21 protein-coding genes are annotated in these 20,748 nt (G+C 74.7%); 8 read left to right on the top strand and 13 right to left on the bottom strand.

The window, feature by feature from the left end:
* Window positions 1-91 precede the first annotated feature (91 nt).
* Window positions 92-619 (bottom strand): DinB family protein, encoded by a 528-nt coding sequence (locus tag ACWDBE_RS17360; protein ID WP_449792661.1) that lies wholly within the window; start codon window positions 617-619, stop codon window positions 92-94.
* Complete coding sequence (locus ACWDBE_RS17355; protein WP_449808454.1) at window positions 570-1,988, bottom strand: MATE family efflux transporter; 1,419 nt, start codon at window positions 1,986-1,988, stop codon at window positions 570-572. The genes ACWDBE_RS17360 and ACWDBE_RS17355 overlap by 50 nt, the downstream gene beginning before the upstream one ends.
* A gap of 194 nt (window positions 1,989-2,182) precedes the next feature.
* Here ACWDBE_RS17355 and ACWDBE_RS17350 point away from each other — a divergent pair, with 194 nt between their 5' ends.
* The 5 genes from ACWDBE_RS17350 to ACWDBE_RS17330 all read left to right on the top strand — a co-directional run bounded on the left by ACWDBE_RS17350 (window position 2,183) and on the right by ACWDBE_RS17330 (window position 6,545).
* Window positions 2,183-2,773 (top strand): PadR family transcriptional regulator, encoded by a 591-nt coding sequence (locus ACWDBE_RS17350; RefSeq protein ID WP_449808453.1) that lies wholly within the window; start codon window positions 2,183-2,185, stop codon window positions 2,771-2,773.
* Window positions 2,774-2,967: 194 nt separating this feature from the next.
* Window positions 2,968-3,846, top strand: coding sequence for a class I SAM-dependent methyltransferase (locus ACWDBE_RS17345; protein WP_449792658.1), 879 nt, complete (start codon window positions 2,968-2,970; stop codon window positions 3,844-3,846).
* A 337-nt stretch (window positions 3,847-4,183) separates the two neighbouring features.
* Window positions 4,184-5,071: an isocitrate lyase/PEP mutase family protein gene (locus tag ACWDBE_RS17340; RefSeq protein WP_449808452.1), complete on the top strand. Its 888-nt coding sequence runs from the start codon at window positions 4,184-4,186 to the stop codon at window positions 5,069-5,071.
* Window positions 5,068-5,385 carry a hypothetical protein gene (locus ACWDBE_RS17335; protein WP_449808451.1) on the top strand — a complete coding sequence of 106 codons (318 nt, stop codon included), beginning with the start codon at window positions 5,068-5,070 and terminating at the stop codon, window positions 5,383-5,385. Before ACWDBE_RS17340 ends, ACWDBE_RS17335 begins: the two co-directional genes overlap by 4 nt.
* Before the next feature lie 170 nt (window positions 5,386-5,555).
* Window positions 5,556-6,545 (top strand): bile acid:sodium symporter family protein, encoded by a 990-nt coding sequence (locus tag ACWDBE_RS17330; protein WP_449808525.1) that lies wholly within the window; start codon window positions 5,556-5,558, stop codon window positions 6,543-6,545.
* Between the two features lie 60 nt (window positions 6,546-6,605).
* Here the strand turns inward: ACWDBE_RS17330 and ACWDBE_RS17325 are convergent, their stop codons facing one another.
* From ACWDBE_RS17325 to ACWDBE_RS17300, 6 genes are all read right to left on the bottom strand, one after another.
* Window positions 6,606-6,860: a hypothetical protein gene (locus ACWDBE_RS17325; RefSeq protein ID WP_449808450.1), complete on the bottom strand. Its 255-nt coding sequence runs from the start codon at window positions 6,858-6,860 to the stop codon at window positions 6,606-6,608.
* The gene (locus ACWDBE_RS17320) at window positions 6,857-7,699 is read right to left on the bottom strand and encodes a hypothetical protein (RefSeq protein ID WP_449808449.1); all 843 of its coding nucleotides are present in this window, start codon (window positions 7,697-7,699) and stop codon (window positions 6,857-6,859) included. The genes ACWDBE_RS17325 and ACWDBE_RS17320 overlap by 4 nt, the downstream gene beginning before the upstream one ends.
* Window positions 7,696-9,501: a GMC family oxidoreductase gene (locus ACWDBE_RS17315; protein ID WP_449792653.1), complete on the bottom strand. Its 1,806-nt coding sequence runs from the start codon at window positions 9,499-9,501 to the stop codon at window positions 7,696-7,698. Before ACWDBE_RS17315 ends, ACWDBE_RS17320 begins: the two co-directional genes overlap by 4 nt.
* Complete coding sequence (locus ACWDBE_RS17310; protein WP_449808448.1) at window positions 9,498-9,956, bottom strand: hypothetical protein; 459 nt, start codon at window positions 9,954-9,956, stop codon at window positions 9,498-9,500. The genes ACWDBE_RS17315 and ACWDBE_RS17310 overlap by 4 nt, the downstream gene beginning before the upstream one ends.
* Window positions 9,957-10,187: 231 nt before the next feature.
* The gene (locus ACWDBE_RS17305) at window positions 10,188-11,255 is read right to left on the bottom strand and encodes a TIGR03617 family F420-dependent LLM class oxidoreductase (RefSeq protein WP_449792651.1); all 1,068 of its coding nucleotides are present in this window, start codon (window positions 11,253-11,255) and stop codon (window positions 10,188-10,190) included.
* A 93-nt stretch (window positions 11,256-11,348) separates the two neighbouring features.
* On the bottom strand, window positions 11,349-11,990 hold the full coding sequence (locus ACWDBE_RS17300; protein ID WP_449792650.1) for a TetR/AcrR family transcriptional regulator: 642 nt from the start codon (window positions 11,988-11,990) through the stop codon (window positions 11,349-11,351).
* A gap of 109 nt (window positions 11,991-12,099) precedes the next feature.
* Here ACWDBE_RS17300 and ACWDBE_RS17295 point away from each other — a divergent pair, with 109 nt between their 5' ends.
* Window positions 12,100-13,671 (top strand): carboxylesterase/lipase family protein, encoded by a 1,572-nt coding sequence (locus ACWDBE_RS17295; RefSeq protein ID WP_449808447.1) that lies wholly within the window; start codon window positions 12,100-12,102, stop codon window positions 13,669-13,671.
* 100 nt (window positions 13,672-13,771) lie between these two features.
* Here the strand turns inward: ACWDBE_RS17295 and ACWDBE_RS17290 are convergent, their stop codons facing one another.
* On the bottom strand, window positions 13,772-14,452 hold the full coding sequence (locus ACWDBE_RS17290) for a type 1 glutamine amidotransferase domain-containing protein (protein ID WP_449808446.1): 681 nt from the start codon (window positions 14,450-14,452) through the stop codon (window positions 13,772-13,774).
* A 188-nt stretch (window positions 14,453-14,640) separates the two neighbouring features.
* On the opposite strand from ACWDBE_RS17290, the gene ACWDBE_RS17285 reads away from it, so the two are divergent.
* A complete protein-coding gene (locus tag ACWDBE_RS17285; RefSeq protein ID WP_449792647.1) occupies window positions 14,641-15,552 on the top strand; it encodes a LysR family transcriptional regulator in 912 nt (303 codons plus the stop codon).
* Between the two features lie 45 nt (window positions 15,553-15,597).
* On the opposite strand, the gene ACWDBE_RS17280 is transcribed toward ACWDBE_RS17285, so the two are convergent.
* The 4 genes from ACWDBE_RS17280 to ACWDBE_RS17265 all read right to left on the bottom strand — a co-directional run bounded on the left by ACWDBE_RS17280 (window position 15,598) and on the right by ACWDBE_RS17265 (window position 19,576).
* Complete coding sequence (locus ACWDBE_RS17280; protein ID WP_449808445.1) at window positions 15,598-16,431, bottom strand: ABC transporter permease subunit; 834 nt, start codon at window positions 16,429-16,431, stop codon at window positions 15,598-15,600.
* The gene (locus ACWDBE_RS17275; protein ID WP_449808444.1) at window positions 16,428-17,495 is read right to left on the bottom strand and encodes an ABC transporter ATP-binding protein; all 1,068 of its coding nucleotides are present in this window, start codon (window positions 17,493-17,495) and stop codon (window positions 16,428-16,430) included. The genes ACWDBE_RS17280 and ACWDBE_RS17275 overlap by 4 nt, the downstream gene beginning before the upstream one ends.
* A gap of 196 nt (window positions 17,496-17,691) precedes the next feature.
* Complete coding sequence (locus ACWDBE_RS17270) at window positions 17,692-19,119, bottom strand: RtcB family protein (protein WP_449792644.1); 1,428 nt, start codon at window positions 19,117-19,119, stop codon at window positions 17,692-17,694.
* A 49-nt stretch (window positions 19,120-19,168) separates the two neighbouring features.
* Complete coding sequence (locus tag ACWDBE_RS17265) at window positions 19,169-19,576, bottom strand: archease (RefSeq protein WP_449792643.1); 408 nt, start codon at window positions 19,574-19,576, stop codon at window positions 19,169-19,171.
* Window positions 19,577-19,852: 276 nt separating this feature from the next.
* Here ACWDBE_RS17265 and ACWDBE_RS17260 point away from each other — a divergent pair, with 276 nt between their 5' ends.
* Window positions 19,853-20,497 carry a hypothetical protein gene (locus tag ACWDBE_RS17260; protein ID WP_449808443.1) on the top strand — a complete coding sequence of 215 codons (645 nt, stop codon included), beginning with the start codon at window positions 19,853-19,855 and terminating at the stop codon, window positions 20,495-20,497.
* The last annotated feature ends 251 nt before the right edge of the window (window positions 20,498-20,748 follow it).

The raw sequence follows: 20,748 nt of genomic DNA, 5'->3' as shown, positions 1-20,748 counted from the left end.
CCGGCCGGGCCCGGTGCCCGGCCGGGCCTCTTCGGTGGCGCCGTCCGTGAGCGGCGCCCGTGAGCGGCGCCCGTGAGCGGCGCCCGTGCCGTCAGACGCCGGTGACGCCGTCGATGCGCTCCCGGAGCAGGTCGGCGTGGCCGTTGTGGCGGGCGTACTCCTCGATCAGGTGCACCAGGATCCAGCGCAGCGAGACGCTGTCCGCGCCGAGCACCGCCGCGGCCTGTGAGGAGAGCGCGCCGGCCGCGTCCAGTGACTCGTCCGCGGTCAGCTCCCGGCCCCGGTCGATCTCCGCCTTCCAGTCCGCCAGCGCCTCGGCCATTCCGCGCGCAGGGTCCAGCCCGTAGCCGTCCGCGTTCTCCGGGCCGTACACCGGCGGGACCTCCCGGCCGTCGAACACCCGCTGGTACCAGTTGCGTTCGACCTCGGCGAGGTGCTGCACCAGGCCCAGCAGGGTCATCGTGGACGGCGGGACGGACGCCAGCCGTACCTGCCGGTCGTCGAGCCCGTCGACCTTCCGGGCGAGGGTGGCCCGCTGGAAGTCCAACCAGCTCTCCAGCATGGCGCGTTCAGCGGCGTGCGGGGGCGGGATCGGCCGCCCGTCCGGGGTGAGTGCCATGGCCCCCACTCTGGCACACGCCCCCGCGCGTCTCCCGCTCGGACCGGGACCGTACCAGTGCGGCGAGCAGCGCGAGTTGCACGGCCGCGCCCACCGCCGGGCCGAGCCACACGCCCGACACTCCCAGCGGCCCGGACAGGGCCGCCGAGGCGGCGAGTTGGGCCCCGAGACCGAGCAGCACGGAGATCACCAGCGGTCGGCCGGCGCCCGCCGCCTGGTGCACCCCGCCGAGGGCGACCACCAGGGCATACGGCAGCAGGTAGAGCGCCGCCGTCCGCAGGAAGCCGACGGACTGCGCGACCACCGCCCGGTCCTCGGTGAAGAGCGCGGTCAGCGGTCCGGCCAGCGTCACGGAGAGCACGGCAGACACCGCGCCGAGCAGTGCGGCGAGGCGGCCGGTGGCCCGGCTCAGGGTGCGCAGCGCGGCGCCCTCCCCCGCGCCGGCCAGGCGGGCGGCCTCGATCGCGGCGGCCTGGCGCAGCGCGTAGAAGGCCATGGTGACGACGAGCAGGACGCGGTAGCCGAGGCCGTACCCGGCCACCGCGGCGACGCCGAAGCCTGCGACCAGGCCGAGTTGGGCGGCTCCGACGGCCATCCGGGCGGTGAAGTCCAGGCCGAACGGTGCGCCCGCGCGCACGATCCGTACCGCTGCCGCGCCCACTCCCCCGGCCGCTCCGTCGGAGGTCCGCGGCTGCGGCCCCGTACGCCGCTCCGCCGGTTGCCCCGCCGATCGTCGTGACCTCCGGCGCAGGTTCAGGGTGACGGCGAGGGCGATCGCCCGCGAGAGGGCCAGGGCCAGGGCCGCTCCCGGCACGCCGAGGGCGGGCAGCGGCCCCGGGCCCAGGATGAGCAGCGGGTCGAGGAGGAGCAGCAGGGCGTTGGAGAGCAGGGCGATCCGCATCGGGGTGCGGGTGTCGCCGGCGCCCTTGAACAGCTCGTCGGCGACGCGTTGGCCGAAGAAGAACGCGAACGCCGGGAACGCGACGGTGAAGTACCCGGCGGCGTGCGCGGCGGCCTCGCCGTCCAGGAAGGCACCCGCCAGCCGGTCGCGCAGCAGGAAGCCGGGGACGGCGAGCGCCACGCTGCCCGCCGCGCAGAGCCACCCCGCCGCGCGGGCGGTGCGGGCGGCCTCGGCCCGGTCGCCGGCGCCGAGGGCGTGGGAGAGCCGGACGCTGGCGCCGGAGCCGACCACCAGCACCAGGCCGAGCAGCAGGTTCTCCACGGTGCCGGCCAGGGTGACGGCGGCGACCGCGGCCCCGCCGAGACCGGCCACCCAGAACGTGCCGATCACCGAGGCGACCACCCCGGACAACAGCTCCGCGTAGACGGGTACCGCCAGTGCCGTGAGCCGGCGCGACTGTCCGCGCATGGCCCTCCCCCTTCCGTTGTGGCGCCCATCCGCTGTGGCGCTCCTGCTCGGCCCGGTCGGACTCGGCTCGCCTCGACCTGCCACCAAAGCCTCGAATAGAGTTACATCGTTTCGAGACACATCGACAAGAGGCACATCGACAAGAGGTAACATTGCTGCTCCACAGGGCGCACTCCGACCGAAGGGCTCCAGCCGTGTTGACGCTCGCGATCCTCGGCTTCCTGTACGACCAGCCGCTGCACGGCTACGAGCTCAAGTCCCGGATCACCGGGCTGACCGGCCACGTCCGGCCGGTCAGCGACGGCGCGCTCTACCCCGCCATCGCCCGACTGGAGAAGGCCGGGCTGCTGCTCCGGCGCACCGTACCGGGCAGCGGCGCCGTTCCACGGCAGACGCTGGAGCTGACGGCGGAGGGTCGGGCCGAACTGCTGCGCCGGCTGGCCGATCCGGAGCAGGTCGAGATCACCGACCAGATCCGCTTCTTCACCGTCACCGCCTTCCTGCACCACCTCGCCGATCCGCCCCGACAGGCCGCCGTCCTCCGCCGCCGACTGGGCTTCCTGGACGCACCGAGCAGCTTCTTCCACGACGGGGCGGGCCGGCCGGTGACCGCCGAACGCGAGCCGAACCCCTTCCGGCGCGGGATGCTGCTCGTCGCCCGGGCCTCCACGGCCGCCGAGCGGGCCTGGCTGACCGAGACCATCGCGGAACTGGAAAGGCCGGGCGGCGCGGCACCCTCGGAGACCCCCGGCACACCGGCGGAGCCGAAGCCCTCGGAACACTAGGCCGACAGGCGAACCGCAGGCGGGAACAACGGCGCACGCCCCTGCCGAACAGCAGAGCGAAGAAGCGGATTTGGGCCGTTCCACACCTGGCTCCCCCCGGCCCCGGCATCGCTATGATGATCCGCCTCACGTCCTCGGCATCCCCTCCGCGGCGTGAGCCGCCACCGCGCCCCGCCGTCCCCCTGGAGGCCGCCGTGCCCACTGCCGATCCCGCGGTCGAGGCCGCAGTCCACTCCGCGCCGCTGAAGCGGGACGACATCCCCGGCTGGTTCTTCAGCCTCGACCGAGCCGCCTTCAGCCACCTGCTGTCCGCCCAGACCTCGGCCGGCGTCACCGGCGACATCCTGGAACTCGGTAGCTACCTCGGCCGCAGCGCCGTCCTGCTCGGCGACCACCTGCGGCCGGGCGAGCGGCTGACGGTCTGCGACCTGTTCGATTCCGAGGCCGGCGACGCCGAGAACGCCGCCGAGATGGACATGTCCTACCGGAAGACCCTCACCCGCAGCGCCTTCGAGGCCAACTACCTCGCCTTCCACGGCGAGCTGCCCGAGATAGTGCAGGCCCCGACCGCGGTACTGGCCGACGGCCGGATCCGGGCGCACAGCTGCCGCTTCGTCCACGTCGACGCCTCCCACCTCTACGAGCACGTCGCCGGGGACATCGCCGTGGCCCGCGCCGCGCTCTCCGAGAACGGCCTGGTCGCCCTGGACGACTACCGCTCCGAGCACACCCCGGGCGTCGCCGCCGCGGTCTGGGAGGCGGTCTTCACCGGCGGGCTGCGGCCGGTGCTGCTCACCCCGATGAAGTTCTACGGCACCTGGGGCGACGCGGCGGCCGCCCAGGCGGTCCTGCGCGAGCGCGACTGGCGGGCCGACGGGTACACCGCCGACGAGGACACCATCGCCGGCGCCCGGGTGATGCGCCTCAACTACCAGGTCAAGGCTCCGGTCCAGCGCTCCGCCCCGCGTCGGCTGGCCCTGGAGCTGCTGCCGCCGGTCGCGACCAAGGCCACCCGGCGGATGCTCCGGACGCTGCGCGAGCGCCGCGCCGTGCCCCCGGTGCCGAACCCTTGAGCCCCTGGACCCCTGAGCCCCTGGACTCCTGAGTCCACACCGGACCACAATCCCGACCGCACTCCGGACCCCAGCGCCGGGGCCCGCCCCTCACCGGGCGGGCCCCGGCGCCGTCTTGGCGTGGACGGACCCGTCCTGCCGCACTGCCGACGAGTCAGCTCGCTTATGGGACTTACATTTTTACGCCTTTCCTATTATCGCCTCCGCTTCACCCTAACGAGGGAATCTCTCTTAAAGATTTGCCCACGGAACATTAAAGGGCGCATAGTGATGACACCTCAGTTCGGTCTGGTGAACACCAAGTTCAGGCAAAGTCATCCCCAGTGAGGAGAAGACCTTGTTCCACGGAAACACGGCATCGGACAACCCCGGGCAGCGGCTGCGCGCGGAGATCGCGGGCCCGGGGACGACGCCGCTGATCGGCGTCTACGACATGTACTCGGCCTCCATCGCGGCCGATCACTACGACGGCATGTTCGTCTCGGGCTTCGGCTTCGCGGCCTCCTACTACGGGCTGCCCGACATCGGCTTCATCGCCTGGCCCGACATGGTGGGCTTCGTCGAACGGCTGCGCGGGGCCTTCCCCCGGCACCACCTCCTGGTCGACATCGACGACGGCTACGTCGATCCGGAGGTCGCCTGCCACGTCGTGCGCAGGCTCGAACGGATCGGCGCGTCCGGCGTGATCCTCGAGGACCAGAAGCGTCCGCGCCGCTGCGGGCACGCGGACGGCAAGCTGGTGCTGCCGCTGGAGGAGTACCTGGAGAAGCTGGAGCTCGTCCTCGCCAACCGGACGGACTTGGTGGTGGTCGCGCGCACGGACGCCACCGAGGAGGACGACATCCTGCGCCGGGCCCGGGCCCTCGCCGCCACCGACGCCGACGTGGTGCTGGTGGACGGCGTGCGCAGCGAGGAGTGGATCCGCCGGATCCGCCGGGTGGTCGGCGACAAGCCCCTGCTGTTCAACCAGATCGCGGGCGGCAAGTCGCCCCGGCTGTCGCTCTCGGAGCTGTCGGCCCTGGGGGTGGACGTTGCCATCTACAGCACCCCGTGCCTGTTCGCCGCGCACCGGGCGATGGACGAGGCGCTGGCCGGGCTGAAGATCGCCGACGGGCGGCTGCCGGCCCCGGCCGGGGGCCGGGACCAGGTCGGCGTGCGGGAGTCCACCGAGCTGCTGGAGCGGAACATCTCGCGCTCCCGAGGGTTGATGGCGGTGACGGCATGAGCAGCGGGCTGCGCGCGCTCGCGCCGGTGTCGCCGGCCGCCGCGCTGCGGGCCACCGCGCTGGGGCTGGCCGGTGCCTGCGCCCTGCTCGCGGGAGCCGCGTCGCCCGCGGCGGCCGGTGGCGGGTTGATCACGGTCGTGGACAACTCGCACGCCGACTCCTGGCTGGAGGTCGACCGGACGGCCAACCTCCAGAACGGCAGCGGTTCCGCGGGCAGCGACCACGACGGCGAGGGTTCGCTGGTCGGCGGACTGATCGGGCCCGGTTCCTCGTCCGGGCACACGGTCCGCCCGGCAGCGGAAGACGGCCCGTGACCGACCGCCTGGCGCGCCCGGAGCAGCCACCAGGGCTCCGGGCGCGCGGGGAACGGAGGCACCGGGAACGGGCGCGCCAGGAACGGGCGCGCGGAGAAGGCACGCCGACGCCGCCGTCCGGTCCCGGGCCCCGCTCCCGTAGGTTGCTGCCTCGCTGGCTGGACCCGTACATGGCGGCGCTGGCCGGGACGGTCGGGCTGGCCGCGCTGTTCCCGGCCTCGGGTGGCTCGGCACGGGTCGCCGAGGTGGCCTGCGACCTCGCGGTGGCGCTGCTGTTCTTCCTCTACGGCGCCCGGCTCTCCACCCGCGAAACGCTCGCCGGGCTGCGCCACCTTCGACTGCACGGGCTGGTGTTGGCCGCCACCTTCGTCCTGTTCCCGCTGCTCGGTGTGGCCACCGCGCTGCTCACGCCCGTCCCGCTGACCGGGCCGCTGCAGACCGGAGTGCTGTTCCTCTGCCTGGTGCCCTCGACGGTGCAGTCCTCGGTGGCGCTCACCGGCGCCGCCGGGGGCAACGTCCCCGCGGCGATCTGCGCGGGCACCTACTCCAGCCTGGCGGGGCTGGTGCTGACGCCGCTGCTGGCGGCCTGGCTGCTGGGTTCGCACACCGAACTGTCCGCCGACGGGCTGCTGCGGATCGGGCTCCAGTTGCTCGCGCCCTTCCTGCTCGGGCAGGCGCTGCGTCCGTGGCTCGGCGGTCCGCTGTCCCGACACAAGCGGGTGCTCACCCCGGTGGATCGCGGTTCGATCCTGCTGGTCGTCTACACGGCGTTCAGCGCGGCGGTGTCCCAGGGCATCTGGGGTCTGGCGACTCCCCTGGCCCTGCTCGGGCTGCTCGCGGTGCTGCTCGCCCTGCTCGCCGCCGCCCTCGCAGCCACCGGGCTCGGCGCGCGGCTGCTGGGCCTCGACCGACCGTCCGCCATCGCGGCGGTGTTGTGCGGCTCGCAGAAGAGCCTGGCCAACGGCCTGCCGATGGCCACCGTCCTGTTCGGAGCACAGGCCGGACTGGTGGTGCTGCCGCTGATGCTCTACCACCAGCTCCAGCTGATCGTCGGCACCGTCCTCGCCGGCCGCTGGTCGCGGGCACCGACGGCCGGTGCCCCGCCCGGCGCGGCACCGGCCGCGTTCACCGGCCCGGGCGCTCCGCCGGCGCCCGGGTGACCTCCTGCGCAGCCTGGCCGAAGCCCCGGGCAGACCGCCGGGCCGGTGCAGGGCACACCCCTAACCGGCAGCCGGGCCGTCCCGGTCCACGGCGACGGGGGTGCTGAGGGCGGTGGCCGGGAGGACGGGCAGCGGCGCCTCGGGCGGCAGCGTCCAGGCGGCCGGGGCCAGGGTCTCCGTCCCCGGGCGGGCGCTCAGCGTCAGGGTCGCACCGTCGTCCCCGAGGACCGTGTAGGGCATGGCCGACCAGACCCGGCCTTGGGTGACGTCCCGCCGCACCGCGGTGTCGCCCGGAGCGAAGACCGGCGCCGTCATCGGACGTAGTAGGCCCGGTTGTGAGCGGCGACCGGCGGGGACTGGTAGGTCCAGACTCCGGCGGCCGGCGCGTCGGCGATCAGGTGGGCGAGGTCGCGGGCGGACTCCTCGGCGGGGTTGCCGAGGTCGAGCCGGACGCGGTCGGCGGTGCGGTCGTCCAGGGCGTAGTAGCGGTAGGGCTGGTGGACGTTGAGCGGTCCGGCCAGCAGCTGGCCCTCCTCGTCGGTGCCGTAGCCGGTGATGGGGGTGTTGTTGACGGACTCTGGGGTGAGGCCGATCAGGTTCACGTCCAGAGCGACGAGTTCCTCGTCGTGGCGGCTCAGTCCGTCCGGCCCGAGGGTGGCCCGGCGGCAGGAGACCGACCAGCGTTCGCGCACGGCGGGAGCGTTGAGGGAGGGCAGGGTGGTCTCGAACCAGCCCGGGTGCTTGGGCTCGGCGTACAGCCGGCGCCCGGCGTCGATGGCATGGGGGTTGTCGCAGAGCACGTGCAGCCGGGCGATCCCGAGCAGCTTGGTCTGGTCGTAACCCCGGGCGTACTGCCCGTAGTTGACCACCGGGATCCGGTCCTCGGCGAAGATCGGGTGGGCGATCAGGTTGATCTCCAGCTCCTGGGTGATGCCGCCGCCGTTCGGGTACTGGGCGAAGTAGAGCTGGTAGTTGAGCGAGACGCAGGCCCCGCCGTCGAAGGCGGCGACGCTCAGTCCGGGGTGGCGCTTGGCGAGCAGCTCGCGCGCCCGCACGCGGTCGACCAGGTAGTCGACGCCGATGTTGTGCAGCGCCCCGTAGTGGAAGGGCAGGTGATACGGCTCCGGTACGGGAGGCAGCGGCAGGCCGGTCATGAGGACTCCGGGGACGAGGAGGAGAGCGACGAGGACAACGTGTCGGGCGTGGGGGGCAGGACGGTCGCCGGGCGGTGCAGCTCCAGCAGGTCGCGGTGCATCCGCTCGGCGCTGCGCAGCGCGAGGGCGGCCATGGTGAGCGAGGGGTTGGAGGTGCCGAGGGAGGGCATCGAGCCGCAGCCGACGGCGTACAGGTTCGGGTGGTCCCAGCAGCGCTGCCAGTGGTCGACCACCGAGTTCGCGGGCGAGTCGCCCATGATGTGGGTGCCGCCCGCGTGGCCGGCGCCCCGGTAGCCGTGGACGGTTCCCCGGTGTTCGAGCCGCCCCGGCCATCCGGTCGCCGGGTAGGCGGTGTGGTCCTCGGCGCCGAGCAGCGCGAACAGCTGGTCGGAGACGGCCCGGGCGGAGGCCATCCCCTCACGGACGTACTCCGAGAGGTCGTAGCGGACGGCCGGTCCCGGCAGACCGAGCGGGTCGCGCCGGTCCCGGTCGAGGGTGACCCGGTTGGCCGGGTCGGCGGGCTGCTCCAGCTCGAACTGGAGCGAGAACTGACGGCCCAGCCGGTCGCCGAGCCGCTCGCGCAGCTCCTTGCCGCGCAGGCCCGCCGCGAGCAGCGCCGCCGCCTCGGCCTCCGGCGCTCCGCCCGCCCAGGACCAGCCCCAGTTGCCGATCTCGATCCGGAACGGCGCCCGGCGGGCGCGCCCGGGGCCGAACCGGAACACCTCCAGGCCGCTGGTGGACCCGGGCCCGCGGTAGGGGCCGACCGGGCGGGGCATCAGCCCCCAGGTGAGCAGGGCCGGGTGGTCCATCAGGTTCCGGCCGACCTGGTCGCTGCGCTCGGCCAGACCGGAGAGGAGCAGCAGTCGGGCGTTCTCGATCGCGTGCGCGGCGAGGACGACCAGGTCCGCCGTCACCCGGTGGGTCGTGCCACCCGCGACGTACTCGACCTCCCGGGCCCGCCCGGTCTGCGGGTCGGCCAGCACCCGGCTGACGACGGCCTCCGTGCGCAGTTCGACGCCGGCCGCCCAGCGGGCCTGAGTGCGCAGCGGGGTGTACTTGGCGCCGCTCGGGCAGGCCGGGACGCAGCCGGCACTGCCCGCACAGAGCGGCCCGTCGGCGGAGCCGGGCCTGGTCGGCACGCCGTTGCGGGCGTGCGGGGTGGCGGTGACGGCGAGCCGGGCGGGGCCGGGCACGGCGGGGTCGTGGACGGTGCGGCCGTCGAGGGCGCGGGCCAGCCGGCGGTCGAGGTAGCTCGCCGGGACCGCCCGCATCGGGAAGTCGTAGCCGTCCGGGATGGGCAGTCCGACGGCGTGGCGCTGCTCCCGGGCGTCGGCGGCGACACCGAGTTCCCGTTCGGCCTCGCGATAGTGGGGTTCCAGGTCGTGGTAGCCGATCGGCCAGTTGCGGCCGTGGCCGAGGTCGCCGGTGCGGAAGTCCTCGGGGTGCATGCGTGGGGTGAGCCCGGTCCAGAGCAGTCCGGTGCCGCCGTTGGCGCGCAGGTAGCCGCTGGCGTAGGGCAGCGGACCGTACTGGCGAAGGTGGCCGGCGGCGGTGAAGCCGCCGTCCGGGCTTCCGGTGAGGTCCGTGACGTCGGGTGACGGCGCCTCGGGGTTGTGCGGGTAGGGCGAGCCGGGTGGTCCGCCGCCGGCCGCGCGGTGGGCGGCGGAGGCCTCGGCGCCGGTGGGCGCGGCGCGTCCGGCCTCCAGGACGAGGACCCGCCAGCCCTGTGCGCCGAGGCGGTGGGCGACCAGTGTCCCGGCGAAGCCCGCGCCGACCACGACGGCGTCCCAGCGGGGGGTCATCGGCCCTCGAGGCCGTCGTCGGGTGCGTCGACGGCCTCAAGGCCCCCGGCACCTCCGTGCTCCCCGGCACCTCCCCGGTCCTCGGCCCCTCGGGGTGCCGCGGCCCAGCTGCCGTGTCCGGGGGCGGTGGCGCCCGGCGGAGCGGCGTGGAAGGTCCGCCAGACCAGTCCCTGGTCGTGGGCGCGGGCGGAGGAGGGCGCCTCGCCGGGCCAGGCGCCGACGTACCAGAGGTGGACCAGGGCGTGCTCGTCGCGCACCTGGTGGGCCAGCGTCGTGCGGTGGTGCTCGTCCGCCATGCCGGTGGAGCGCAGTTCGGGCACGTCGAAGCCGGTCAGCTCGGCGCAGACGCGCAGGAACTCGTCCAGGTCGGCCAGGGCGTCGACGTACTTGTTCGCAACGGGGTCCCAGCACTCCGCCAGGTGGTAGTCGGCCGGGCGGTCGTCGGACACGGGCACGCGGGCACCCCCCACGATCGGCAACGGGTGGCCGGGGCACGGCAGGCCGTACGGCGCGACGGACCGCACGGCGCGACAGGCCCCGGAACGAGGCGGGCCCCGGGGCGCCGACCCTCGCCGGACACCCCTGCCCACCACCGCGATCCTGCCGCCCGCCCTCACCGCCGGAAACGCATTGCGCGAATCTGCCCGGACTTCGTCACCCGGTGTCCGCTCGACCGCCCACCACGATCACCCGGCGTCCGCTTCCGGTCGGCCCAACGCCCGTACCGCCGCCAGGACGTCCAGGCCCAGCTCCGGGTCGGCCTCCTCGGGGAGGTTGACGGACAGCCGGGTGACCAGACCCGCGTACCGGTGGTGGATCTCCCGGGCGACCTCCTCCACCGGACCGCAGACCGCGAAGGTGTCGAACACCTCGTCGTCGATCAGCGCGGCCATCTCCGCCCAGCGCCCGCGCACCGAGTGGGTGTGCAGCTCCTCCTGAAGCCCCTCCCAGCCGTGCTGCGCCAGCACCGGGCGGTAGGCCGGCGTGGAGGCGTAGAACGCGAGCCGCTCGCGGGTGGCCGCGCGGTTCGCCGCCAGCTCCTCCTCGGTGCGGCCGGTGGCGGTGAGCACGTTGCCGACGATCTCGAACGGGCGCTCCGTCCACGCGGCGCCCTCCGCCTCGACCCGGGCCCGCTCCTCGGTCAGGCCGGGCAGCACCTGCTCGGTCAGGTAGGCGGTGGAGGAGAACGGGTGGCTCAGGAAGCCGTCGGCCACCGCCCCGGCGGTCCGGGTCATCAGCGGTCCGACGCCCGCGAGCAGGATCCGCGGCACCCCGGACGGGACCGGGTCCGGCGAGAACACCGGCGTCATCACGGTGTGGGTGTAGAACTCGCCCCGGAAGCGGAGCCGTTCGCCGGTCTGCCAGCTGTGCCAGATCGCCCGCACCGCGTGCACGTACTCGCGCATCCGGGCGGCCGGGCGGTCCCAGGGCATCCCGAAGCGCTTCTCGATGTGCGGCTTGACCTGCGAGCCCAGCCCGATGACGGCCCGTCCGCCGGAGGCGGCGTGCAGCCCCCAGGCCTGGTAGGCGAGCGTCATCGGGGTCCGGGCGAAGGCCACCGCGATGCCGGTCGCCAGTTCGATCGACTCGGTCCGGTCGGCCGCGCGGGCGAGCTGGAGGAACGGGTCGTACGCGGTCTCGGCGACCACCAGCCGGTCCATGCCCCGGCGTTCGGCCCGCTCGGCGGCGTCCAGGATCCCCGCCGGGTGGCCGGAGGCGGTGGCGTCGAGGTGGAGGGCGGCGGGTCGGTCCATGGCGGTGCTCCTGATCGCGGACGGCGGTGCTACCCGGGTAGCGTGCCACGCCCGGGCTCGCTCCGCGGGCGGGCCGCCGGCCCACCGGCCGTCTCACCCACGGCCGACGGCACCGCCAACAGCCCCGCCCGCGCCGCCCGGCGCAGCGAACAGCCGCTCCAGGTGCCGGTCGACGGCCGCGAGCACGGCGGCGGGCTCGACCACGCCCAGCTCCAGCAGCGTGGTGAACCCGGTGAGCGCGAGCAGCAGGTCCGTCTCCACCCCCGGGTCGCGGTCGGCCGCGAGGTGCCCGTCGGCGATCGCCTGCCGGACCACCTGTTCGACCATCGCCCGCCCCTGGAGCAGGCCGCCGCGCGCCCGCGCGTGCACCTCCTCGTCGTGCAGCGCCTCCAGCACGTAGGCGGCGCTCATCCGGCTGGTCGCCCGCGCGTCGGCGTGCAGCGGCAGCAGCTCGACCAGCATCGCCCGCAGCACCTCACGCGGGTGCGGGCGCTCACCGAGCGCTTCCAGCGCCCGGCCGACCCGCAGCGCACTCTGTTCGGCGGCGAAGTCCATCGCGAAGGTGAGCATCTGCGCCCGGGAGCCGAAGTAGTGCTGGAGCTGCCCGAGCGAGATGCCGGCCTCCCCCGCGACCTCGCGCATCGTCAGGTGGGTGGCGCCGCGCCGCTCCACGACCCGCCACAGCGCACGGGCGATCGCCTCCCTGCGTTCCCGGTGGTCGACCTGCTTCGGCATAGGCGGCGGCTCCTCGGCTCTCCCCGCACCCGGCGGAGTCTTTTCCATACACTTGACATAATACAGCTGACCTATAACGTGGAAAGCCTTCCGAGGGAGGAACGCCCACATGTCGGAGCAACCCGTCATCCGCACCACCGAGGGACTCGTCCGCGGCCGCTGGGAGCGGCCGCGCGGACCGGAACAGCAGCACGGACAGCAGCACGGAGGGCGGCAGGAACAGCCGACGGGCCACGCGCTCGCGGTCTTCCGCGGCATCCGCTACGCCCAGCCGCCCGTCGGCGCCCTCCGCTTCGCCGCACCCGCCGACCCCGAGCCCTGGGACGGCGTCCGCGAGGCCACCGCCTTCGGCCCGATGGTCCCGCAGTCCGGACCACTTCCCGCCGAATCCACCGAATCCGCCGAGGGCACCGTCGCCTCCGAGGACTCCGACTGGCTGACCCTCAACGTCTGCACGCCCGATCCCGGCGCGGCCGGCCTGCCGGTCCTGGTCTGGATCCACGGCGGCGGGTTCATCTCCGGGACCGCCAACGACCCGCTGTACGACCCGACCGCGCTGGCCTCCGCCGGGCTGGTCGTGGTGAGCGTCAACTACCGCGTGGGCGCCGAGGGCTTCGCCCTGCTGGAGGGCGCCCCGGCCAACCGGGCCTTCCTCGACCAGATCGCCGCCCTGCGCTGGGTGCGGCGCAACATCGCCCGGTTCGGCGGGCACCCGGCCCTGGTGACCGTCGCCGGGCAGTCCGCGGGCGCCGGGTCGGTCGCCGCGCTGCTGGCGACGGACGCCGCCCGCGGCCTGTTCCGGCGGGCCGTCGCCCACACCGTGCCGGGCAGCCACTGCACCCCCGCCCTGGCCGCCGAGGTCACCGCCGAGCTCGCGAAGCTGCTCGGTACGGCCCCCACCGCCGCCGCGCTCGCCGAGGTGCACCCCCGGCGCCTGGCCTCGGCCGTCACCGAACTCGGCGCCGCGCTGCCGGAACACCTCGCGCGCTGGGGCCGGCTGGCGCACAGCGGCATCGCCACCGTCCCGGTGGTCGACGGCGAGGTCCTGCCCGGCTCGCCCTGGTCGGCGCTGACCGAGGGCGTCGACCTGCTGGTCGGTCACACCCGGGACGAGTTCCGGCTGTTCGGTGTCCTCAGCGGTCGGCACGGCGGTTTCACCGAGGAGGAGGCCCGGCTGGCGCTCGAGCTGTTCGCCCCGCCGCCGGGCGGCCCGGACGCCTACCGGGCCGCCCTCCCGGGGGCGACGCCCTCCGAACTCCTCGAAGCCGTCAGCTCCGACGCCCTGTTCCGGGTGCCCTCCCTCCGGCTGGCCGAGGCCAACGCGGCGGCCGGCGGCACCTCGTACCTCTTCGAGCTCGCCCTGCCCGCCCCCGCCCTCGGCGGCCTCTTCGGCGCCTGCCACGGCCTGGACGTGCCGCTCGCCTTCGGCACCCTGGACAGCCCCGCGGCGCGGCACTTCCTCGGCGACCCGCCCCCGCCGGAGGCGGTCCTGGTCTCGGCGGAACTGCGGGAGGCCTGGGTCCGGTTCGCCACCACCGGCGACCCGGGGTGGCCCGCCTTCGAGCCGGACGGGCAGCTCACCCGGGTGCTGGACGCCCGTTCGGAGACCGTCCGCTACCCGGAGCAGGCCGCCCGTCGGATCTGGGCGGGGCACCCCCTCACCGCCTACGACCTCCCCTGACGGCGGGCACCGGCCGGCGGGGCGGGCCGCCCGGACACCCTTGGCGCGGCGGGTCCGGACACCGATGGCGTGGCGGCCGGACGGCGGGCCCGTTCGGCCGCTACGCCGCCGACGCGTCCAGCAGCTTCAGCAGTTCGGCGGCCACCAGCCCCGAGGAGGCCGGGTTCTGACCGGTCACCAGGTTGCGGTCGACCACCACGTGCGGTGCCCAGGGCGCGCCCTCCTCGAAGTCCACGCCGAGCTCCACCAGCCGGTCCTGGAGCAGCCACGGCGCCCAGTCAGCCAGACCGGCCTGGGTCTCCTCGGCGTTGGTGAAACCGGTCACCCGGTACCCGGCGAAGGGCCAGCCACTGCCCTCGGCCCGCGCGGCGAGCAGCGCGGCCGGGCCGTGGCAGACCACCCCGAGCGGGCGCCCGGAGGCGAGCGCCCGGGTGAGCAGCCGGCCGGAGTCGGGGTCGACCGCGAGGTCCTCCATCGGGCCGTGGCCGCCGGGGTAGAACACGAGGTCGTAGTCGGCCGGGTCGACCTCGGCCAGCACCAGCGGCTGCCGGAACTCGGCGATCTTCTCCACTTCCTCGGCCATCGCCGGGTCGGTCAGGCTGGCCCCGTCGGCGACCGGGACGACTCCGGCCGGGGTGGCGACGGTGACCCGGTGGCCCGCCTCGGTGAAGGCGCGGTACGGGACGACCGCCTCCTCCGCCCAGAAGCCGGTCGGGTGCGCGGTGCCGTCGTTCAGGGTCCAGAACCTCGCGCCGGTCACGACGAACAGGATGTCGGCCATGAGGTGTGCCTCCAAGGGTGCCGCGGTCTCCGCCACGACGGTCCGCCGCGGCGCTCACGCTGGAGACGCTAGACGCGCCCGGCCCCCGGAAACCAATGGGCCACGCGATGCGAGGCATCGGGATTCCGATACCTCACCCGGATCGTCCAGCAGCCGTCCTGTCATCGGAATCCCGTACGCTCGGCGGCATGAGCGATCGGCCGACCACCGGATCAGGCCCGCTGGACCTCAACCAGCTGCGGACCTTCCTCGCCGTGCACCGGGCGGGCTCCCTCACCGCGGCCGCGCACCTGCTGGGCCTGTCCCAGTCCACGGTGACGGCGCAGATCCGGGCGCTGGAGCAGCGGCTCGACCGGCAGCTGTTCGAGCGCCGGGCACGCGGGGTCAGCCCGCTGCCGTACGCCGACGAGCTCGCCGGGCGCCTGGCCGTACCGCTGGACCAGCTCGCGGGCCTCGCCGACGGGCACGGCGACGGCGTGCCGGAGCCGGTCCACCTCGCCGGGCCCGCCGAGTTCCTCGGCACCGTCCTGCTGGCGGAGCTGGCCCCGCTGGTCGCGGAGGGCGTCCGGCTGCGGGTGACGACCGGGCTGACCGACCCGCTGCTGGCGGAACTGCGGGCCGGGCAGCACGACCTGGTGGTCGCCACCCGCCGTCCGCGCGGCCGGACGCTGCTCGCCGACCCGCTGGCCGACGAGGAGTTCGTCCTGGTCGCGGCCCCGGTCTGGGCCGAGCGGCTGGCCGGCCGGGAGCTGCCCGGCGCGCTGGCCGAGGTCCCGCTGCTCAGCTACGCCGAGGACCTGCCGATCGCCCGCCGCTACTGGCGGCACGTCTTCGACCGGCGGCTGCACGCCCGGGCGGCGGTCACTATGCCGGACCTGCGGGCGGTGCTCTCGGCGGTGACGGCGGGCGCGGGCTGGAGCGTACTGCCCGGCTACCTGTGCCGGGCCGAACTCGCCACCGGGGCCCTGCGGTTGCTGCACGAGCCGGCCGATCCGCCGATCAACACCGCCTACCTGGTCCGCCGCCCGGCCGGCTCGGCCAACCCGCACGTGGCCCTGGTCCGCGAGCGACTGCTGGCCGCGGCCCGCACCTGGGGCTGACCGAGCTGCCCGCCTGGGGCCGCCTCGGTCTGCCACGTCCCCGCCTCAAACGGCCAGGTCCCGCCGCTCCAACAGCACGAAGGCCGCCGCCAGCCCGAGCAGTCCCACCCCGAGCAGCACCCCGAAGGCCGCCCACGGCACCCCGCCGTGGCCGAGCACGTCGCCCGGCGCGTAGTAGTGGAACGGGCTGAGGTAGCGCAGCGACCTGGCCGGGGACCAGGCCAGCGCGACGAAGTTGAGCGCGAAGCCGACCGCGCCGAACGCGACGGCCGCACCGATCACATGGGCCCGCCGCCGGCTCATCGCGGAGACCGCCAGCACCGGTCCGGTCAGGCAGAACGCGAGGGCGCAGCCGAGCAGTCCGGCGGTGAACACCGCGCTCTCCGGGACGGCCGCGCGCAGCTTCGGGGATGCCGCCACCCCGATCCCGAGGGTCAGGGTGGCGGCGGCGTTGAGCAGCACGGTGGCGGCGATCAGGGCGCCGGCCCGCTCGGCGAGCAGCCGGCGGCGGGAGACCGGGCGGGTCATCAGCAGCTCGATGGTGCCGGACTCGACGTCGGCCGCGACGGCGGCGGCGCCGAGCGAGCCGATCACGGTCAACTGGAGGGCGATCCAGAACGGGTGGGTGAGTCCGGCGCCGAGCAGGCCCGGGTAGCTGGCGATGGAGACGTCGCCGTTGGAGCCGCTGAAGGCCTTGAACGCGCCGGGCGGGGTGCGGCGTTCGCCGAACAGGTCAGCGGTCGGGACGGTTCCGGCGATCACCACGATCAGGGTCTCGAAGACCACCATGCCGAACAGCAGGGAGAGCAGCATCCGGCGGCGGCGGTGCAGGGCGAGCCAGACCAGCGGGAGGCGGCGGTTGACGGTGCCCGGGTTCACGGCTTCTCCTCCGGTTCCGACGGGCCGCTCGATTCCGGCACGCCGCTCGGTTCCGACGGCCCGCTCGCCTCCCGCAGGCCACTCGGTTCCGACGGCCCGCCGCCGTCCGGACGCTCCTCGTCGCCGACGGACCGGTAGAGGTCGAGGAAGGCCTCGTCCAGACCCGCCTCCTCCACCGTCAGGTCGGCCACCGGCTGTTCGGCGAGCAGGGTGCGCACCGCCTCGACCACGTTGTCCGGCGGCACCAGCAGCTCGACCCGTGGGCCGTCCCAGCGCGGGGCCCACCGCTCGGCGGCGCCGAGCGGTCTGGCGCCCCGCCCGTCGCGGAACAGCAGCCGGACCCGGCGGGCCCGGGCCTGGCGCAGCTCGGCCACCGAGCGGACGGTGACCAGCCGGCCGTGGCGGACGATGGCGACCCGGCCGCAGGTCCGCTGCACCTCGGGCAGCACGTGACTGGAGAGCAGGACGGTCCGCCCGGCCGCGGTCTCCTCGGCGAGCAGTTCGTAGAAGGTCTCCTGGACCAGCGGGTCGAGCCCCTCGCTCGGTTCGTCCAGCACCACCACCGGCGGCCGGTGCTGGAGCGACTGGACGAGCCCGAGCTTCTGCTTCATGCCGCGCGAGTACTCCCCCACCGGCCGGGCCAGGTCGGCCCGGGAGAGCTTCAGCCGCTCGCACAGCTCGCCCCGGCGCGGCACCGGAGCGCCCTGGAGGGCGGCGAGCAGATCGAGGGTCTGCTGTCCGGTGAGTTCGGGGTAGAGGCGCAGTTCGCCGGGCAGGTAGCCGATGGAGGGGGCGAGTCGGCCGTGGTCGGCGACCGGGTCCAGGCCGAGCACCCGCACCTGTCCGTCGCTGGGGCTGAGCAGGCCGACCAGGCAGCGCAGCGTGGTGGTCTTGCCGGCGCCGTTGGGGCCGAGCAGGCCGAACACCTCGCCCGCCTCGACCGACACGTCCAACCGTTCGATGCCGACCGTCTCGCCGTAGCGCTTGGTGAGTGAGCGCAGTTCGATCACCGGGCCGGTTCCGGTGCCCCGACGGTCGACGGCTGGGTCCGGGTTGCCCGGCATGACCACCTCCAGTGGCGGATGCGCTGCGGTGACGGCTGCGATCTGGTGACAGCTGCGGTCCCGTGACGGACGCGATCCCGTGACGGACGCGTCCGACATCCAAGCGCGCCCGGCCGTGCGAGTCGAGGGACGCGCCCGGACCGGTCCGGCGAACTCACCCGCGGTATGCCCCACCCTTGCGCACGTCTCCCGTGCGTCACCCCTTGCACACGCCCAGCGGCACCAGCCGGGCGACCTGCCGGGCGAGCCCGGCGGCCTCGGTGACGGCGGCCACCGCGTCGACGTCCTTGTACGCCTGCGGGGTCTCCTCGGCCAGCGCTCGCCAGGAGGCCGGCCGCACCGCGACCCCCTGCGCCTCCAGTTCGTCCTTCAGCCGCTCGCCGCGCACCGTGCGCAGCGCCTGGTGGCGGCTCAGCACCCGTCCGGCGCCGTGGCAGGCGGAGCGGAACGCCTCGTTGCCGGGCAGGCCGACCATGACGTACGAGGCGGTGCCCATGGTGCCCGGCACCAGCACCGGCTGCCCGGCCTCCGCCAGGTCGGCGGGCAGGTCGGGGTCGCCGGGCGGCAGCGCCCGGGTGGCGCCCTTGCGGTGCACGCAGAGTGTCCGCGGTTCGCCGTCCACCTCGTGGGTCTCCAGCTTGGCGAGGTTGTGCGAGACGTCGTAGACCAGTTCCAGCCCGACGCCGAGCGCGGTGGCGAAGGCGCGGCGGGCCGCCTCGGAGAGCAGCTGCCGGTTGGCCCGGCCGTAGTTGGCGGCGGCGGTCATCGCGCCCAGGTAGGCGCGGCCGCGCGGGGAGTCGACCGGGGTGCAGGCGAGCTGGCGGTCCGGGACCTCGATCCCGTAGCGGTGCAGTTCGCGGTCCATGGCGCGGACGTGGTCGGTGCAGATCTGGTGGCCCAGGCCGCGCGAACCGCAGTGGATCATGACGCAGACCTGGCCGGGCCGCAGTCCGAAGGCGGCGGCGGTCTCGGCGTCGTGGACCCGGTCGACGGCCTGCACCTCCAGGAAGTGGTTGGCCGAGCCGAGGCTGCCGACCTGCTGCAGCCCGCGTTCGACGGCCCGGGTGCTCACCTCGCCGGGGGCCGCGCCGGCCAGCACGCCGCGGTCCTCGCAGCGTTCCAGGTCGCGCGGCACGCCGTGCCCGTGCTCGACGGCGTAGCGGGCGCCGCCGAGCAGCAGTTCGTCCAGTTCCTCCGGCCCGGACAGCCGCCACAGGCCGCCCCGGCCCAGGCCGCGCGGGACGGTGCGGTCCAGCAGGTCCATCAGTCGGACGAGCCGGTCCCGGTCGAGTTCGTCCCGGCCGACGCCGGCCGCCAGCAGCCGGACCCCGCAGGAGATGTCGAAGCCCACCCCGCCGGGCGAGACCACCCCGCCCCGTTCGACGTCGGTGGCGGCGACCCCGCCGATCGGGAAGCCGTAGCCCCAGTGCACGTCGGGCATCGCGAAGGAGGCGCGGACGATCCCGGGCAGCGTCGCCACGTTCGCCACCTGTTCCAGCGCCTTGTCCCCGGCGGCCTGCGGCAGCAGCGCGCCGTTCGCGAACACCACGCCGGGCACCCGCATCGGCGGGCGCGGCTCGATCCGCCAGCGGTTGCGGCCCGCCTCGGCCAGTGCGATCTCCACCTCGCTCACCCCGCTCCCGCGGTCCGGTCCACCGCGCCCGGGCCGGCGCTCAGACGTCCACGGTGACCCGGCAGGTCCAGCCGTCCGGCCCGGCGCTCAGGTCCAGGTCGTGCAGTGAGACGGCCTTCGGCACCGCGCCGACCAGCGCCGCCGTCGCGGCATCGGCCATCCGGAAGCGGACCGTCACCCGACGAGCGCCGTCCAGGCCCTCGATGGGGCCGATCGCGACGGCGACGGGCAGTTCGCCGTCGACGTCCATCCGGTAGACGACCTCCTCCAGCACGCCCGCGAGCAGGTCCGGGTCACTCACGGCGAGCACGGTGCAGCCCCGCTCCCCGACGATCCGCGCGCCGGACAGGTCCGCGAAGCTCCCGACCACACCGTGCACCAGTTCGCCGATGCAGCCCTCAGCCGTCGGCGCCCAGGCCTCCACCCGCAGGTCGGCCGTGTGCGGCACACTCCGGTGGCCACTGGCCGACCGGCCCGCAGGCTCGCCTCCGTCCACGAGCGACGCCTCCCGCACCCGTTGCCGTCTTTCTCCTCCAGCGTCATCCCGCGAGCCGCCCGGCGGCAAGTGCGGGTCGCGGCGCGGGTCTCGTCGCCGTCCGTGCCGCCCCGTTGAGGTGGCGCTCTGCGTCCGGGCGTCCCGCCAGCCGCACGTCAGCACTACTCAGACGGCCCTTGAGTACGCCCGCTCATGCACTCCGACCAGCCGCTTCCTACCGTGATGCGCATGGACACGAACGCGGCTCCCAGCCACCCCCAGCCCTCCGCCAACCCGCGCTGGGCCACCATCTGCGGGATCGTGGTGGTGCTCCTCAGCGCCCTGCTCGTCCTGGGAGCCATGGCGCTGGCCAAGTTCGAGGACTCCCTCACCCAGCACGGGTACGTCAAAGGCCCCGGAACCGCGGTCGAGCCCCTGCACGCCGGCGGGACCGCCCGCTACGACGACGGCCTGAGGATCACCGTGAGCCCGCCGCACCGGGAACCCGACAACAGCTACAGCTTCACCATCACCTACGACAACGGCACGGGCCAGGAACTGCGCCCGGGCGGGACGTCCCCCGACACCGGCCTCGGCACGACTGGTGGCTCCGCCCCCGTCGTGGTCCGCGCGGGGAAGGCCATCGACTCCGGCCCGGCCTCCCTCACCCCCACCTCCGGCGCTGGCTCCGCTCCCGCCCCTGCTCCCGCGATGAGCTTCCTGGACCGGGCCGAATCCGTCACCGCCCTCACCCCGCCCCTCGGCACGGAGCAGAAGCGCACCGTGCCGGTACGGGTGAAGCCCGACAGGGAGGGAGGCGCGGTCACACTGGAGGTCGCCCCGAAGTCGCCCGGGTATCGCGACACCGCGTACTGGCAGTTCGACCTCGGCTGACCAGCCGGCCCACGTGCGGGCGCCGCGCCTGCCGGCCCTGTGTTCACCGGTCGGACCCAGCGCTTACGGACGCGTTGCGGGGGTGCGCAACGCCCCGGGAAGCACCACGGGTGAGCGGCCGACGGTCAGGGTCCTGCGCAAGGAACTCGGGCACGTGCGAGAGCTCGTCAACCGGGCGCTTGGCCTGACGCCTCAGAAGTGTCACGGTTCTGACGGGGCTGGCGCCTACATCCGCTGAGAAGGCCATCACG

It is taken from the genome of Kitasatospora sp. NPDC001132, from assembly GCF_053598415.1.
Note: the sequence above shows the minus strand (reverse complement) of the source record. Positions and strands in the feature narration are given on the sequence as shown.